At 65.8% G+C, this 15,557-nt stretch carries 13 protein-coding genes; 8 read left to right on the top strand and 5 right to left on the bottom strand.

Annotation, left to right across the window (positions count from 1 at the left end):
• Nucleotides 1-7: 7 nt before the first annotated feature.
• Together E4P29_RS08770 and E4P29_RS08775 are read right to left on the bottom strand one after the other, a co-directional pair.
• The gene (locus E4P29_RS08770; RefSeq protein WP_167735423.1) at nt 8-1,303 is read right to left on the bottom strand and encodes an alpha/beta-hydrolase family protein; all 1,296 of its coding nucleotides are present in this window, start codon (nt 1,301-1,303) and stop codon (nt 8-10) included.
• A gap of 98 nt (nt 1,304-1,401) precedes the next feature.
• Nucleotides 1,402-2,043, bottom strand: coding sequence for a hypothetical protein (locus E4P29_RS08775; RefSeq protein WP_135043861.1), 642 nt, complete (start codon nt 2,041-2,043; stop codon nt 1,402-1,404).
• A 220-nt stretch (nt 2,044-2,263) separates the two neighbouring features.
• On the opposite strand from E4P29_RS08775, the gene E4P29_RS08780 reads away from it, so the two are divergent.
• From E4P29_RS08780 to gatB, 4 genes are all read left to right on the top strand, one after another.
• On the top strand, nt 2,264-3,451 hold the full coding sequence (locus E4P29_RS08780) for a histidine kinase (RefSeq protein ID WP_135044222.1): 1,188 nt from the start codon (nt 2,264-2,266) through the stop codon (nt 3,449-3,451).
• Between the two features lie 10 nt (nt 3,452-3,461).
• Nucleotides 3,462-4,124: a response regulator transcription factor gene (locus tag E4P29_RS08785; RefSeq protein WP_032366365.1), complete on the top strand. Its 663-nt coding sequence runs from the start codon at nt 3,462-3,464 to the stop codon at nt 4,122-4,124.
• A gap of 101 nt (nt 4,125-4,225) precedes the next feature.
• Complete coding sequence (locus E4P29_RS08790) at nt 4,226-5,257, top strand: ATP-dependent 6-phosphofructokinase (RefSeq protein WP_032366581.1); 1,032 nt, start codon at nt 4,226-4,228, stop codon at nt 5,255-5,257.
• Between the two features lie 73 nt (nt 5,258-5,330).
• The gene (gatB, locus tag E4P29_RS08795; RefSeq protein WP_135043863.1) at nt 5,331-6,842 is read left to right on the top strand and encodes an Asp-tRNA(Asn)/Glu-tRNA(Gln) amidotransferase subunit GatB; all 1,512 of its coding nucleotides are present in this window, start codon (nt 5,331-5,333) and stop codon (nt 6,840-6,842) included.
• A 72-nt stretch (nt 6,843-6,914) separates the two neighbouring features.
• On the opposite strand, the gene E4P29_RS08800 is transcribed toward gatB, so the two are convergent.
• On the bottom strand, nt 6,915-8,063 hold the full coding sequence (locus E4P29_RS08800; protein ID WP_094717612.1) for a PQQ-dependent sugar dehydrogenase: 1,149 nt from the start codon (nt 8,061-8,063) through the stop codon (nt 6,915-6,917).
• Between the two features lie 93 nt (nt 8,064-8,156).
• Between E4P29_RS08800 and E4P29_RS08805 the strand changes: the two genes are divergently transcribed.
• Nucleotides 8,157-9,095, top strand: coding sequence for a DoxX family protein (locus E4P29_RS08805; RefSeq protein ID WP_135043865.1), 939 nt, complete (start codon nt 8,157-8,159; stop codon nt 9,093-9,095).
• Between the two features lie 74 nt (nt 9,096-9,169).
• Here E4P29_RS08805 and ilvD read toward each other — a convergent pair whose 3' ends face one another.
• A complete protein-coding gene (gene ilvD, locus E4P29_RS08810) occupies nt 9,170-11,011 on the bottom strand; it encodes a dihydroxy-acid dehydratase (RefSeq protein ID WP_135043867.1) in 1,842 nt (613 codons plus the stop codon).
• A 57-nt stretch (nt 11,012-11,068) separates the two neighbouring features.
• Nucleotides 11,069-11,602, bottom strand: a complete 534-nt coding sequence (locus E4P29_RS08815; RefSeq protein ID WP_245154228.1) for a PH domain-containing protein — start codon at nt 11,600-11,602, stop codon at nt 11,069-11,071.
• A gap of 257 nt (nt 11,603-11,859) precedes the next feature.
• Between E4P29_RS08815 and E4P29_RS08820 the strand changes: the two genes are divergently transcribed.
• The 3 genes from E4P29_RS08820 to ilvC all read left to right on the top strand — a co-directional run bounded on the left by E4P29_RS08820 (nt 11,860) and on the right by ilvC (nt 15,403).
• Entirely contained in the window at nt 11,860-13,839 is a 1,980-nt protein-coding gene (locus E4P29_RS08820; protein ID WP_135043869.1) for an acetolactate synthase large subunit, read from the top strand.
• Nucleotides 13,836-14,339 carry an acetolactate synthase small subunit gene (ilvN, locus tag E4P29_RS08825; protein ID WP_008717436.1) on the top strand — a complete coding sequence of 168 codons (504 nt, stop codon included), beginning with the start codon at nt 13,836-13,838 and terminating at the stop codon, nt 14,337-14,339. The genes E4P29_RS08820 and ilvN overlap by 4 nt, the downstream gene beginning before the upstream one ends.
• A 62-nt stretch (nt 14,340-14,401) precedes the next feature.
• Nucleotides 14,402-15,403 carry a ketol-acid reductoisomerase gene (ilvC, locus tag E4P29_RS08830; RefSeq protein WP_170944858.1) on the top strand — a complete coding sequence of 334 codons (1,002 nt, stop codon included), beginning with the start codon at nt 14,402-14,404 and terminating at the stop codon, nt 15,401-15,403.
• Nucleotides 15,404-15,557 lie beyond the last annotated feature (154 nt).

Below are 15,557 nucleotides of genomic sequence, written 5' to 3' on the forward strand. Positions count from 1 at the left end.
TCCCTTTTCAGCGGCAGCGAGCCATGGCCTCACCTTGGTCGGTCCCGTATCTATGGCCATGGCCCGACGTGACATCCAATGCGGCGAGCAGGTCGACGGATGTCTGCAGGAAGCCGACGACAGGCAACCACGGCGGCCGTGGGGCGTCGAGCGTGAACTTCGTCGTATCCGGCGGCGACCACAACAGATCGAGAGACCATCGCGCGACGGGGTCCGAGGAGTTGGCGAGGACTGCGGCACCGTCGGTGTCGACCGATCCCGCGGGCGGGCCGGCCCAGACCGCCCCGCAGAGTAGCGAAATGTTCTGTCGCACAGCAAGGTACGCATCACTTCCTGCAATCGAGCCCAGGCTCTGGCCGTACACGACGACTTTCGGAGTGGTCGGCTCCGCCGCCGCTCGTGTTGCGACCGCTCGAACCACGGCGTTCGCGGACCGGCGAGCATCGTCTTCGGCGAACAGGAACGTCGCCCAACTCGGCTTGTCGGAGTACTGCACCGCCACCGTCGCGACGTCACCGCCGAACGTTCTCTCGGCCCCGGTGATCGCATTTTCGTCCACCCAGCCGGACCCGGTGGGAATCGCGACCACGACGACACTGCGCTCGAAGGCTCCGGCCCGTTCCATCTCGGACACGGCCAGTGCCGCGCGCTCGTCCGGTGTTGCGGCCGACTCGAGTCCCACGTACGTCCGTACGGTATCGAGACCCTGCCCTCCCGACGCGAACGCGCGGCCCTCCCGTCCCAGCGTGCGCCACGGCACCGAGGATCCGGGACCGCCGGATCTCGTCTCCGATGTCGGGGCGGCCACTGCGTCGTCCATCGCCGAGTTCGAGGCCGAGTACGAGGCCGACAGAGTGGACCGCACGAACGGAACGGCCAGGGTGTAAGACAGCGCACCGACCGTGACGAGCAGTGCCACGCAACGGTTCCGGCCCAGACCGGAGCAGATTCGTCGGAGCCCGCTACCGGCTCCACACAGTATTAGCACAAGGCACAGGGCACCCCCGGCAACGTCCACTGCGTAGCTCCAGCTCACCGGCTCGACGTCCATCGCGGCTCGTAATCGATTCTGCCAGACAATGTTCGAGGCCAGCGCGATAATCGAGAAGAGTGCTGCAGTGCCGACTGTCCACGCTCGTAGTCGTAGCGACGCGGGCCGTCGTGGCCCGAACACCCGTCGGCCCGCCCATGCGACCGTCAGGGCGAGTGCCACCATGAATCCGGTGAACAGGGCCGCAGTGGCGGCGGAGCGGGGTAGAAGTGACGGAGCCGAGGAGATCGCCACAGCCGCTGCAACGGACACCGACGTGCCGAGTCTCGGTAAACAAATACGGTTGTGCGATAGGACATCCGATGCGAATGGCGTCTCGACCCCGCGGTCCGGGATGGCCGTGGTGGACATCAGCGTCGGTCCGTGAGGGTCGGGGTCATCGACACACGCCGGTACCGCGCGACAACGGATGCGATCAGCAGCGTCAGCGCCAGCACGGCTCCGAACAGTGTCAGGGGCATGGCGGGTTCGGCGACCGGTGCACCGAACGATTGTCGCCAGGAATTGAGGTCGACTGCCGTGGCCGCGACGACCGCAGCTGCTTCGCAGATCTGCCGGGCCCCCTCATCGGTGCGATGGTCACAGGCGTCGTGCATGCGACTGTCGAGTTGGGCGTCGATTGCCCTGCGCCACTGTGGGTCGACGGTCGTCCCCGTCGCGTTCGCGTACCGGAGGAGGTCGTAGCCCAAGTCGTGGGCTCGGCATGCAGCCTCGAACTCGGGTGGCAGTGGTATCGGGGACGAACAATCCCCGCCGGGATTGCTCGCCATCCCGTCCTGCACCGCGGGCCGGTAGCCCATGACGTCCGCGAAGTCGCTCGGGATGGTCGACGCAGCATCCTCGGCGGGTTCGGTGACCAGGGCGCGAACGGTCAGTGCCACCGGGGAGCGACGGTCCTCGGCGGGTGACGACGTTGCTGCTCCCGTCGTGGCGGTCACGACGACGATGGCCGCTGCAACGTACAACAGCGTGCGAAATATGTTCCGGCTCATAAGGATCGACGCTAAGTTCGGCCGGCCGAGGCAAGCATCGCTCCGAGGTTCGGTTGTGGTGAGTGCCCCCGGGACCGGTTCGACGCGGTCCTGCTACCTCCGAGCCATGTCGAACCGATACCCTAGTACGAGGACGCCGGCGGTCGATGCTGCCTAGGCTCGAGACGTGCGAAAGAAAAAGTCGACGAGTCTCGAACTCGGGGTACGTGCTCGGCGCCGGGTGCCCGAGCAGATCGGCGGCGTCCGTTCGGTCGACGTGCTGATCATCGCGGTGACGGCAATTCTGTACTCGATCGCGTGGCCGACACTGACGGTCACGCATCAGGTTTCGGTTCCGTTGCTACCGTTCGTCGCAGCGTTGGCAGCGTTTCCGTTCGCTCTGGTCAGACTGAATCCCGCGATGGGGTGGGCAGTATCGGCGCTGTCCGCGTTGGTGATTCCGGCGGCATTCGACCGCGTTCCGGGTTACGACTACCCGTGGCAAGTGGTGCACGTCCTCGTCCTGTTGACGTTGTTGTTCGCGGTGGCGCTGCGTTCTCCGGTGCCGGTCCTGTTGGTGGCGTGGTTGGCCAGCATGCTGGTGTTCTTCGCGTACATGCCGGGCTCCGACGGAATCGGGTGGTCGGTGGGCCTGACTGCGGTGGTCGTGTTCGGACTGCTGATCCGGTGGCTCGTTCTCTCGCGCAGGCAGCTTGCGCAGCAGGAGGAGGTCAGCGAACTCGAACGCACTCGCCGCACGATTCTCGAGGAGAGGGCGAAGATCGCCCGCGATCTGCACGACGTCGTGGCACACCACATGTCGATGGTCGTCGTTCAGGCCCAGAGCGCGCCGTACCGACTGGACGACGTGTCACCGGCCGCGGCTCGAGAATTCGAGTTGATCGGCGCGAGTGCACGCGAGGCGCTCAACGAGATCCGGGGGATGCTCGGGGTTCTGCGTAGTGATGGAGCGCAGATGCAGGACGCGCCCGCGCCGAGTGCACTGGATCTCGAACGCACATTGCAGGCGAGTCGCAGAGCGGGCATGAATGTGCGGTGGACCATCACCGGTGCCGTCGAATCGGTCTCGGAGACAACAGGACTGGCCCTGTTCCGTATTCTGCAGGAATCGCTGTCCAATGCCGCGCGCCATGCGCCCGAAGCCGAGGTGGAGGTCAATATCGCGATCGGCCCTGCCGTCGTGGACATGACGGTGGTCAACGCACCGGCTCCGAACCCGAGCATCTCCCGCACTCCCGGAAGCGATTGCGGCGGGCACGGAATCGCGGGAATGCGCGAGCGAGCGCAGGCTGCACACGGCCGGTTGTATGCCGCCCCTCTGCCCGGCGGTGGTTTCGAAGTTGTGGTTCGTGTCCCGACCGGAATGTCGACTTCGCCGGCAACGGGTGACGTCGGCGACGCGGTTTAGGCTGTCACGCGTGGTTACAACGGTGTTCATCGCCGATGATCAGGCGATGGTGCGGCAGGGGTTCGGTGCACTGCTCGGTGCTCAGGACGACATCTCGGTCGTCGGCGACGCCGACAACGGTCGCACCGCGGTCAGTGAGGTAGCCCGGCTGTTGCCGGACGTGGTGCTGATGGACGTGCGCATGCCCGAGATGAACGGGCTCGACGCGGCCCGCGCGATCCTGTCCGCGTCGCACGCGTCGCCGGTCCGTGTCCTGATGCTGACGACCTTCGACATCGACGATTACGTCTACGAAGCCCTGGCTCTCGGGGCCAGCGGATTTCTGCTCAAGGACGCGCCGGCCGAGGAACTGATCAGGGGCGTACGGGTCGTCGCGGCCGGTGACGCGCTGCTGGCACCGTCGGTGACCCGACGGCTCATCTCCGACGTCACGACCCGTCGCGGAGCGCGGAGGAACACTCCTTCGCGCCTGGCCGATCTGACGCCGCGCGAACGCGAGGTTCTCGAACTCATCGCCACCGGAATGTCCAATGCGGAAATTGCAGGTGCGCTGTTCTTGGCCGAACAGACGGTCAAGACCCATGTGGGCAAGGTCCTGAGCAAGCTCGGTCTACGTGACCGCGCGCAGGCGGTCGTGCTGGCGTACGAAACCGGTGTCGTCACGCCCAAGTGAGGCCGACAGGTACCGGCGCGCGCGGTGACCCACGCCCGATTAGGCTGACGTTCGTCACTTCGGTCCGCTCCGCGGGCCTGCGAGCAGAGAGGCCAAAATCGATGCGCATCGGAGTTCTGACCGGAGGCGGCGATTGCCCAGGGCTCAATGCGGTGATCCGCGCTGTCGTTCGCACCGCCGACGCGCGATACGGCTCCACGGTCGTCGGATTTCAGGACGGATGGCGCGGGCTTCTCGAAGACCGTCGGGTCCAGCTGCGCAACGACGACCGCAACGACCGTCTGCTCACCAAGGGCGGCACCATGCTCGGGACGGCTCGAACCAACCCGGACGTGTTGCGGGCCGGTCTCGACCGAGTCAAACAGACCCTCGAGGACAACGGCATCGACGTGTTGATCCCCATCGGCGGTGAAGGAACTCTGACGGCAGCTGCCTGGCTGTCGGAGGAGGGCGTGCCGGTGGTCGGTGTCCCCAAGACGATCGACAACGACATCGACTGCACCGACGTCACATTCGGCTTCGACACGGCGCTGACCATCGCCACCGATGCGATCGACCGACTGCACAGCACCGCCGAATCGCACCAGCGCGTGATGCTGGTGGAGGTGATGGGGCGACACGCAGGCTGGATCGCGTTGCACGCGGGATTGGCCTCGGGCTCGCACATGACTCTCATCCCGGAGCAGCCCTTCGACGTCGAAGAGGTATGCACGTTGGTACGCAAGCGTTTTCAGCGTGGCGATTCCCACTTCATCTGCGTCGTGGCCGAGGGGGCCAAGCCCGTCGAAGGTTCGATGCAATTGCTCGACGGCGGTATCGACGAGTTCGGGCACGTCCGATTCACCGGAGTCGCACATCAGCTCGGCGTCGAGATCGAACGTCGCATCAACAAAGAGGTACGCACCACGGTGCTCGGTCACGTGCAGCGTGGTGGCACTCCCACTCCGTACGACCGTGTGCTCGCAACGCGGTTCGGTGTCAACGCCACCGATGCGGCCCATTCCGGAGACTTCGGAAAGATGGTGTCGCTGCGCGGTGCCGAGATCGGCCTGGTGTCGTTGGCCGAGGCCACCAAGCAACTCAAGCGGGTCCCACAGACTCGCTACGACGACGCAGCAGCATTCTTCGGCTGAGTCCCCCGAGCCGACCGGTGCGCGAGGACACGTGGTTACTCGGGTGGCGAACGCAATGCATAAACTACGGACCATGACTGCTGCAACCGTCGATCTGATCGATTACGACGATGTGCTCGCCACGTTCGACCCCGTGTTGGGCATGGAGGTCCACGTGGAGTTGGGTACGGAGACCAAGATGTTCTGCGGTTGCCCCACCGCGTTCGGTGCCGAGCCGAACACACAGGTGTGCCCGGTGTGCCTGAGCCTTCCCGGCGCGCTACCGGTGGTCAACGCCGCTGCCGTGGAATCTGCGATCCGTATCGGGTTGGCGCTCAATTGCTCGATCACTCCCTGGGGTCGGTTCGCTCGCAAGAACTACTTCTACCCGGATCAGCCGAAGAACTACCAGATCTCGCAGTACGACGAGCCGATCGCCACGGAGGGTTACCTCGACGTCGTGCTCGACGACGGCAGTACGTTCCGCGTCGAGATCGAGCGTGCCCACATGGAGGAAGACACCGGCAAGTCGACGCACGTCGGGGGCGCAACCGGACGAATCGAGGGCGCGTCGCATTCGTTGCTCGACTACAACCGCGCCGGTGTGCCCCTGGTGGAGATCGTGACCAAGACCATCACCGGTACCGGGGCGCGGGCACCGGAGGTGGCGCGGGCGTACGTGACCGCATTGCGTGACCTGTTGAAGTCGTTGAACGTCTCGGACGTGCGGATGGATCAGGGTTCGTTGCGGTGCGATGCCAACGTCTCGTTGATGCGGAAGTCGGCAACCGAGTTCGGTACTCGCACCGAGACGAAGAACGTCAACTCGCTCAAGAGTGTCGAGGTCGCCGTGCGCTACGAGATGCGCCGTCAGGCTGCGGTGCTCGAATCCGGAGGCGAGGTGACGCAGGAAACTCGACACTTCCAGGAGTCCGACGGCACGACCACGGCGGGCCGGAAGAAGGAGACCGCGGAGGACTACCGCTACTTCCCGGAGCCCGACCTCGCTCCCGTGGCTCCGGATGCAGCGTGGATCGAGGAACTGCGAGCCACTCTGCCCGAGCTGCCGTGGTTGCGCCGCGGGCGAATTCAGAAGGACTGGGGCGTCTCCGACGAGGAGATGCGCGACTTGGTCAACTCGGGTGCTCTCGAACTCGTGGCGGCGACCGTCGACGCGGGCGCTTCGGCGCAGGCTGCGCGGTCGTGGTGGGTGTCGTACCTGGCGCAGCAGGCCAACATCGCCGGCGTCGAATTGGGGGATCTGGCGATCACTCCGGCCCAGGTGGCCGAAGTGGCAGCCTTGGTGGCCGACGGCAAGGTCAACAACAACGGTGCTCGTCAGATCGTGGACGGCGTGTTGGCCGGTGAGGGTGAGCCCGCAGAGGTGATGTCGGCGCGGAACCTGGTGTTGGAGAAGGACGACACCAAGCTCCAAGCCGCCGTCGACGAAGCACTTGCCGCGAACCCCGGTGTGGTGGACAAGATTCGCAGTGGCAAGGTCCAGGCCGCCGGAGCCATCGTCGGCGCGGTGATGAAGGCGACGCGGGGACAAGCCGATGCAGCCCGAGTCAAGGAACTCGTGCTGGCGGCATGCGGTCAGTCCTGATCGACGAATGAAGAGGGCGGCCGGGCAGCGATTGCTGCCCGGCCGCCCTGCTCGTTCGAAGGAGCTGTCGGATCAGTCGAAGCCGCCACCGCCGCCGGCAGGGAACGGCACCTTGACGACGCGGTCGTCGGTGGGGCCGACGGCAGTGCCGTTCTTGTTCACGGTCCCCACCAGAATCTGACCGTCGCTCGTGCTGGTCGCCCCGTTCAACTGCCCGTACTTGTCCTGGATCAACAGGGTCGGCTCGGCGGAGACCGCTCCGGTGTTCGGGTCCGTGGCCAGTGCTGCAACAGCTTTCGCTGTGGTGAGGGCAACCGCGACGCCGCTCTGACCGGCGGCGCACCCGGCCACACCCGGACGGTCGGGCCAGGTCCACACCGGGGAGAACACTGCTCCCAGCTTGTCGATGCGCTGCAGGCGATCCTCGGTGGCGGTGCGATCGGTGACGTAGATGTTCCCGCTGCCGTCGGTGCACACGTCGCCCGCTGTGCCGATGCCGCTGAGCGCGATACCCGGCCGCGGGGGAGTGGGAGTCGGCGACAGTGACGTCACGCGTAACAGCTTGCCGGACAACGAGTTCGGGTTGGCGGCGGCGACGGGATCGCCGTTGTCGCCGGTCAACACCAGAAGTTCGTTCGGCGTGTAGAACTCGAGGGAACCTCGAACTCCCGCGGCCCCGCGGGGGATCCCGGTCAAGATGTCCTTGGGCACGTCCCCCTGCGCGAGCCGGACGACGCGCGTATCCGACGCCGTCGTGATCAGCGCGTAGAGCAGTTTGTCCTCGGCGTACGTGGGCGAGAGTGCGATGTCGAGCAGGCCCCCGTCGCCCGTGCCGTCGACGGGGATCGTGGCCACCTGCTGTGGCGTCCGGCCTGCGGTGACCTCCATGATGCGACCGGTCCTGCGTTCGGCCACGAGGCTGCTCTGTCCGTCGGGAAGAGCCACGAGTCCGCCCGTGGTGTCGAGGCAGGTGGCGATCACGGCCGGGTCGGGATCCACGCACGGTCCCGAGACCGGCTGCGGGGCGTTCGGACCCGCCGGTGGCGAGGTCTCGCTGGGCGTGGTGGGCTTGAGCTCGGCAGCTCCGACATCCGGCGCGGGGGTGAACGGGGACGAGTTGGAGTCGTCGAATCGGGCGCACCCGGCGAGCAGAACAGCCGTCGTCGACAGGGCGACCACAGCCGCGCGGGCAGTTCGTGACGATGCTCCGAGCGGCTTCATGGTTCGAACGTTACGGAACGTCGAGTCCGACGCGCCACGCGGCCGTGAGCGTCAACGTCGGTGGCGCGGGCTCGTCGGCCTTAGTGTGGGGAGGTGACCGATACACCGCGTGACCCCAACCAGCAGGATCCCTCGTACGAACCGGCCGAGAGCCCGTACGACAACCCCACCGAGAAGATTTCGCCCACGCGTTCGGGTTCCGACGCGTCCGGTGCATCGACCACAGCGTTCGGTGCGCAGCGTTCGGATCGTCTGCCCCGAACCGACGACGAGTTGGACTTCCCGCATTCCTCCGCATCCGACAAGCGGAGTACCGATGCGGCACCGACAGAGAAGATCCCGACGTACCGCCCGTCGGCTTTCGCCGACTCGCCGACCCAGACGGCTGCGACGGCCGGTGCCACCTCGAACGCGTACTCGGATCGTCCGACGGAGTATCTCGGTGAGTCCTCCGATTCGACAGTCGCTGCCCCTGCAGCCCCGGTGCGCACCGAGACCGTGGAAGTTCCGGCCCGGCGCGGCACCACCGATCTGGGCCTGTTCGTCCTACGCGTCGCCATCGGAGCAGTGTTTCTCGGGCACGGACTGCAGAAGCTCGTCGGATTGTGGAACGGTCCCGGGCTGGACGGATTTCAGAATCTCCTGGAGGAGTCCGGATTCCGATACCCGGAGATCCTCGCCATCGCGGCGGCGGCCGGCGAAACCCTCGGCGGCGCACTGCTGATCCTGGGGCTGGCGACGCCGTTGGCCGGTGCAGCTGTGTTGGCGACCATCATCAACGCCTGGTGCTTCAAGCAGGCGGCAGAGCCCGGGTTGCAGTTCTCCGGTGCCACCGGCGTGGAGTACGAAACGGTTCTCGGCTTCGCGGCCGCGGCCATCATCCTCACCGGACCCGGAAAGATCGCGTTCGACGGCCGCCGCGGTTGGGCGACCCGCCCGCGCATCGGATCGTTCCTCGCACTCGCGGTGGGAATCGCTGCGGGCGTATGCATCTGGATCTTCCTCAACGGAGCGAATCCGGTCGTCCGCTGATCAGGTCGACAACAACCATGTGAGTGGTTCCTCGTAGCCCGCTACGAGGAACCACTCACATGCTGTTCGTCTGTTCAGGGCACGTAGCGCACAGCACCCTTGTCCGCGGATGTCGCCAGTGCGGCGTAGGCGCGCAGCGCCGTCGTGACCGTGCGCTGTCGGTCGATCGGCTGCCACGGCCGCTCGGACGCGAGCATCTTCGCGCGCCGAGTCTCCAGAGTCTGCTCGTCGACGAGGATCTCGAGCGTGCGCGTGGCAACGTCGATGCGGACCTGGTCGCCGTTCTCGACGAGGCCGATCACGCCGCCGGCCGCAGCCTCGGGGGAGATGTGTCCGATGGACAGGCCCGACGTGCCGCCGGAGAACCGTCCGTCGGTGATCAGGGCACAGACCTTGCCCAGGCCGGCACCCTTGAGGAACGCGGTCGGGTGCAGCATCTCCTGCATTCCCGGTCCGCCCTTGGGTCCCTCGTACCGCACGACGAGCACGTCACCGGGTTGGATCTTCTTCTGCAGAATGGCCGAGACGGCTTCTTCCTGAGACTCGACGACCAGCGCAGGTCCCTGGAACGAGAAGAGGTCTTCGTCGATGCCCGCGGTCTTCAGAATCGCGCCGTCGACGGCGATGTTGCCGCGCAGCACCACCAGACCGCCCTCGACCGTGTACGCGTGTTCGAGATCGCGGATGCAGCCACCCGCCGCGTCGGTGTCGAGGGAGGACCAGCGATTGCTCGTGGAGAACGGTTCGACGGTTCGGACGCCGCCGGGAGCGGCATGGAACAGCTCGATCGCCTCGTCGGATGCGGCACCGGAGCGGATGTCCCACGTGTCGAGCCACTCGTCGAAGCTCTTCGTGTGGACGGTCGAGACCTCGGTCTCGAGCAGATTCGCGCGCCGCAGTTCACCCAGCAGGGCGGGAATTCCACCCGCGCGGTGCACGTCTTCCATGTGGTAATCCGAGTTGGGGGACACTTTGGCCAGGCACGGCACCTTGCGGCTGATGGCGTCGATGGTGTCGAGATCGAAATCGACCTCGCCCTCCTGCGCCGCCGCGAGCGTGTGCAGCACGGTGTTGGTCGAGCCACCCATCGCCACGTCCAGTGCCATCGCGTTGCGGAATGCCGCCGGGGTGGCGATGTTGCGGGGCAGCACCGACTCGTCCTCGTCCCGGTAGTACTTGATCGCCGCCTCGACGATGGTCGTGCCGGCCCGAGTGAACAGGGCGCGGCGGGCCTCGTGGGTGGCCAGCGTGGAGCCGTTGCCGGGCAACGCCAGGCCGAGCGCTTCGGTGAGGCAGTTCATCGAGTTGGCGGTGAACATGCCCGAGCAGGACCCGCATGTCGGGCACGCGCTGCGCTCGACCTCGTCCAGGCCCTCTTCGGACACGGCATCGTTCGCGCTGGCAGAGATCGCGGTGATCAGGTCGGTGGGTGCCTGCGCGACTCCTCCGACGACCACAGCTTTACCGGCCTCCATCGGCCCACCGGAGACGAACACCGCCGGGATGTTCAATCGCATGGCCGCGTTGAGCATGCCGGGGGTGATCTTGTCGCAGTTGGAGATGCACACGAGTGCGTCCGCAGTGTGGGCGTTGGCCATGTACTCGACCGAGTCGGCGATGATCTCGCGGCTGGGCAGCGAGTACAGCATGCCGCCGTGCCCCATCGCGATGCCGTCGTCGACGGCGATGGTGTGGAACTCGCGTGGGACCCCGCCGGCTGCGCGGACGGCGTCGGCGACGATCTCGCCGACGTTCTTCAGGTGCACGTGGCCGGGTACGAACTGGGTGTACGAGTTCGCGATGGCGACGATCGGTTTACCGAAATCCGAGTCGGTCATTCCGGTGGCGCGCCACAGCGAGCGCGCGCCCGCAGCATTGCGTCCGACAGTGGTGACCCGTGAGCGTAGCGGCGGCATGTGCGTTGTCCTCGTTCGTTGCAGCGGTTTCTCGCCGACGAGGCTACTCGCAGGCGGCTAGCGGTCGGTGGGTGCCTGCTTGCCCTCGGCGTCGTCGGCTTCCGCTCGGGCCTTGTCCTCCGCGGCGGCGGCAGCGGCGTACGGATCGGTGATCCGACCGCCGCTGGCGGCCGCGAGTTGGGGGAGCCGATCGAACCGCACGAGCGGAAGTGACTTCTCCGTCTTGTCGGTGAGCACCACGCGTGCCCAGCGGCGGTCGGGGAAGTGCAGCCCGACCACAGAGTCCCACTCGATGACGTCGGAGCCGACGAAACGGCGGGCCGTGATCGCCTCCGGAGTGATGACGGTGCGCACACGCAGCACCCAGATGCACGCGACGATCGGCAGAATCAGCAGCCAGCCCAGTGCGGCGGGCCAGCTCGCCGCAGGCAGAGATGTACTGAACAGGAGCAACCCGACGCCGATCAGGGCCAGACGCGGGAGACGGATGACCTGCCTGCTCGACGGCGGTGGCCCGTCGGCACTGTTCGGTAGCTCGGGACCGGTGTGGGATGATGGCCGAGGTGGTTCGGACTGCTGCGAAGACGACACCCATTCATCTTCGCATTGCATCTACGCGATCTCACATAATGGGATTGCGTCGTGACGAGTTTGACTCTTCCCTGTGCGCGCGCCTACCGTTCAGTGCGTGAAGCGGAATTGGATACTCGTAATCGGCCGGCGCGTCAACGCCTGAGCCGGTTGTTCAAACTCGCATCGACGCGCCACCCTCGTACAGCTCACGCTGACGGGGGTTTTTTCTTGCCCAGAGATCGCCCAGCAATTTCACATTCCTGAGGAAGCAATCAGTGAGCGCACCAACCGCACGCCCAGGGCCCACGACACGTAAGTCGGGGACGGCCACGAGCCCGTCGACCAGCAACCCGTCCGCAGACGCGGCGACCAACGGATCGCGACGCCACGTCGCACCCGAGAAGGTCAGCGGCGCACAGTCGGTCGTACGAGCTCTCGAAGAACTCGACGTCGACACCGTATTCGGCATTCCGGGTGGCGCGGTTCTCCCGGTCTACGATCCGCTGTTCGACTCCGTCAAGGTGCGCCACGTGCTCGTTCGCCACGAGCAGGGTGCAGGTCATGCCGCTACCGGCTACGCCCAGGCGACCGGCAAGGTCGGCGTCTGCATGGCGACGTCCGGCCCGGGTGCGACCAACCTCGTGACCCCGTTGGCCGACGCGCAGATGGACTCGGTTCCCATCGTCGCGATCACCGGTCAGGTCGCACGCAGCCTCATCGGTACCGATGGGTTCCAGGAAGCCGACATCTCGGGTATTACGATGCCCATCACCAAGCACAACTTCCTGATCACCGACGGCGCGGACATCCCGCGCATCATGGCCGAGGCGTTCTACATCGCCGCGTCGGGTCGTCCCGGTGCCGTCCTCGTCGACATCCCGAAGGATGTGCTGCAGGCGCAGACCACGTTTTCGTGGCCGCCGGAGATGCGTCTGCCCGGCTACCGCCCGGTCACCAAGCCGCACGGCAAGCAGGTTCGCGAAGCGGCACGCTACATCGCCGATGCCAAGCAACCGGTACTGTACGTCGGCGGCGGCGTCATCAAGGCCAACGCCTCGGCAGAGCTGCTCGAGCTCGCCGAACTGACCGGCATCCCGGTCGTCACGACGCTGATGGCGCGCGGGGCATTTCCCGACACCCACCAGCTGAACCTGGGCATGCCCGGTATGCACGGCACCGTCGCTGCGGTCGCCGCTCTGCAGCGCAGCGATCTGCTGATCACGCTCGGTGCCCGGTTCGACGACCGCGTCACCGGTCAGCTCTCGTCCTTCGCTCCGGACGCCAAGGTCATCCACGCCGACATCGACCCGGCCGAGATCGGCAAGAACCGATACGCGGACGTGCCGATCGTGGGCGACTGCGGCGAGGTCATCACCGAGCTGATCGAGGCCCTGCGGGCCGATCGCGCCACCGGAACGACGCTCGACCTCGAGCAGTGGTGGGTCTACCTCGACGGCATCCGCAAGACGTACCCGTTGAGCTACGACCGTCCGTCCGACGGTTCCATGTCTCCCGAATTCGTCATCTCCTCGGTCGGCAAGTTCGCCGGTCCCGACGCGATCTACTGCGCAGGCGTCGGCCAGCACCAGATGTGGGCCGCGCAGTTCATCAACTACGAGAAGCCGCGCACGTGGCTCAACTCCGGTGGTCTGGGCACGATGGGGTACGCGGTTCCGGCCGCCATGGGAGCCAAGATGGGCCTGCCCGACGCCGAGGTGTGGGCCATCGACGGCGACGGATGTTTCCAGATGACCAACCAGGAACTTGCTACCTGCGCAGTCGAGGGCATCCCGATCAAGGTCGCGCTCATCAACAACGGCAACCTCGGTATGGTTCGGCAGTGGCAGACCCTGTTCTACGAGGAGCGCTACTCCAACACCAACCTCGGAACTCACGGTGCCGTGCGCATCCCCGATTTCGTCAAGCTCGCCGAGGCGCTCGGCTGCGTCGGTTTGCGCTGCGAGCGGGAAGAGGACGTGGATGCGGTGATCGCCCAGGCACGGGCCATCAACGATCGTCCGGTCGTCATCGACTTCATCGTCGGTGCCGATGCCCAGGTGTGGCCGATGGTGGCCGCCGGAACGGGTAACGACGAGATCATGGCCGCCCGCGGAATTCGTCCCCTGTTCGACGACGACGAAGCCGAAGGCGTCGAGCCCGCGGTGATCGAAGAGGCAATGGCCCGCGAGCAGGCGCACGGCGCGCAGCTTGCCAACGGTGCATCGACCGACGATGTGAAAGGCAGCGACAAGTGAGCACGAGCCATACCCTCAGCGTTCTCGTCGAGGACAAGCCAGGTGTGTTGGCGCGCGTGGCCGCATTGTTCTCGCGCCGCGGCTTCAACATCTCCTCACTCGCCGTCGGCGGCACCGAGATTCCCGATATCTCGCGCATGACGATCGTCGTGACGGTCGACGAGTTCCCGCTCGAGCAGGTGACCAAGCAGCTCAACAAGCTCATCAACGTCATCAAGATCGTCGAGCAGGACGACGATTCCTCGGTGGCGCGAGAGTTGGTCCTGATCAAGGTCCGCGCCGATGCCAGCGTTCGGAGCGAGGTCATCGAAACGGTGAATCTGTTCCGCGCCAAGGTCATCGACGTGTCCCCCGAGGCGGTGACGGTCGAGGCGACGGGCACCCGCTCCAAGCTCGACGCGTTGCTGAAGATGTTGGACCCCTATGGAATTCGAGAAATAGTTCAGTCGGGAGTCGTTGCCGTCGGACGTGGACCGAAATCGATCACTGCGTCGCGTTAGCGGCCCCGGTGACGAACATGCGTAAAACCCAAGAGGAAAGGTAACAACCAGTGGCAGTCGAGATGTTCTACGACGACGATGCTGATCTGTCGATCATCCAGGGCCGCAAGGTCGCAGTGATCGGCTACGGAAGCCAGGGCCACGCGCACTCGCTGAGCTTGCGCGACTCCGGCGTCGATGTTCGCATCGGCCTGGCGGCAGGCTCGAAGTCCCGCGCCAAGGCGGAGGAGCAGGGCCTGAAGGTCGGAACTCCCGCAGAGGTGTCCGAGTGGGCCGACGTGATCATGGTGCTCGCACCCGATACCGCTCAGGCCAAGATCTTCTCCGAGGAGATCGAGCCCAACCTGAAGGACGGCGACGCGCTGTTCTTCGGCCACGGCCTCAACATTCACTTCGACCTGATCAAGGCTCCGGAGTTCGTGACCGTCGGCATGGTTGCCCCCAAGGGCCCCGGCCACCTCGTGCGTCGTCAGTTCGTCGACGGCAAGGGTGTTCCCGCGCTCATCGCCATCGACCAGGACCCGAAGGGTGAGGGCCAGGCCCTCGCGCTGTCGTGGGCCAAGGGCATCGGTGGCACCCGCGCAGGCGTCATCAAGACCACGTTCAAGGAAGAGACCGAGACCGATCTGTTCGGTGAGCAGGCCGTGCTGTGCGGCGGTACCGAAGAACTCGTCAAGACGGGCTTCGAGGTCATGGTCGAGGCCGGCTACGCGCCCGAGATGGCGTACTTCGAGGTGCTGCACGAGCTCAAGCTCATCGTCGACCTCATGTACGAGGGCGGCATCGCCCGCATGAACTACTCGGTGTCCGACACCGCGGAGTTCGGTGGATACCTCTCCGGACCGCGCGTCATCGACGCAGGCACCAAGGAGCGCATGAAGGCCATCCTGGCCGACATCCAGTCGGGCGAATTCACCCGTCGCCTCGTCGCCAACGTCGAGAACGGCAACACCGAGCTCGAAGGCCTGCGCAAGGCCAACGCCGAGCACCCCATCGAGGTCACCGGCAAGAAGCTGCGCGACCTCATGAGCTGGGTCGACCGCCCGATCACCGAGACTGCCTGATTCTCATCGAATCGCGTTGTCACGCAATCTGATCGAAGGGCACCCCTGGATTGCCGGGGGTGCCCTTCGGTGCGTGAGTCCGGTGGCGTCACCGTGTGACGTCTCGGACCTCTAAACTGTTCGTGCTGCACAGCCCCGCCGAATTTTCCGACCA

Source organism: Rhodococcus sp. 1R11 (assembly GCF_004563845.1).
Lineage (GTDB): Bacteria > Actinomycetota > Actinomycetes > Mycobacteriales > Mycobacteriaceae > Rhodococcoides.

Excerpts from the sequence above, each read along its gene's own strand:
- E4P29_RS08800 (WP_094717612.1), bottom strand. The coding sequence starts at position 8,063 with ATGAAGCCGCTCGGAGCATCGTCACGAACTGCCCGCGCGGCTGTGGTC.
- E4P29_RS08790 (WP_032366581.1), top strand. The coding sequence starts at position 4,226 with ATGCGCATCGGAGTTCTGACCGGAGGCGGCGATTGCCCAGGGCTCAAT.
- E4P29_RS08775 (WP_135043861.1), bottom strand. The coding sequence starts at position 2,043 with ATGAGCCGGAACATATTTCGCACGCTGTTGTACGTTGCAGCGGCCATC.
- ilvD (WP_135043867.1), bottom strand. The coding sequence starts at position 11,011 with ATGCCGCCGCTACGCTCACGGGTCACCACTGTCGGACGCAATGCTGCG.
- ilvC (WP_170944858.1), top strand. The coding sequence starts at position 14,402 with ATGTTCTACGACGACGATGCTGATCTGTCGATCATCCAGGGCCGCAAG.
- gatB (WP_135043863.1), top strand. The coding sequence starts at position 5,331 with ATGACTGCTGCAACCGTCGATCTGATCGATTACGACGATGTGCTCGCC.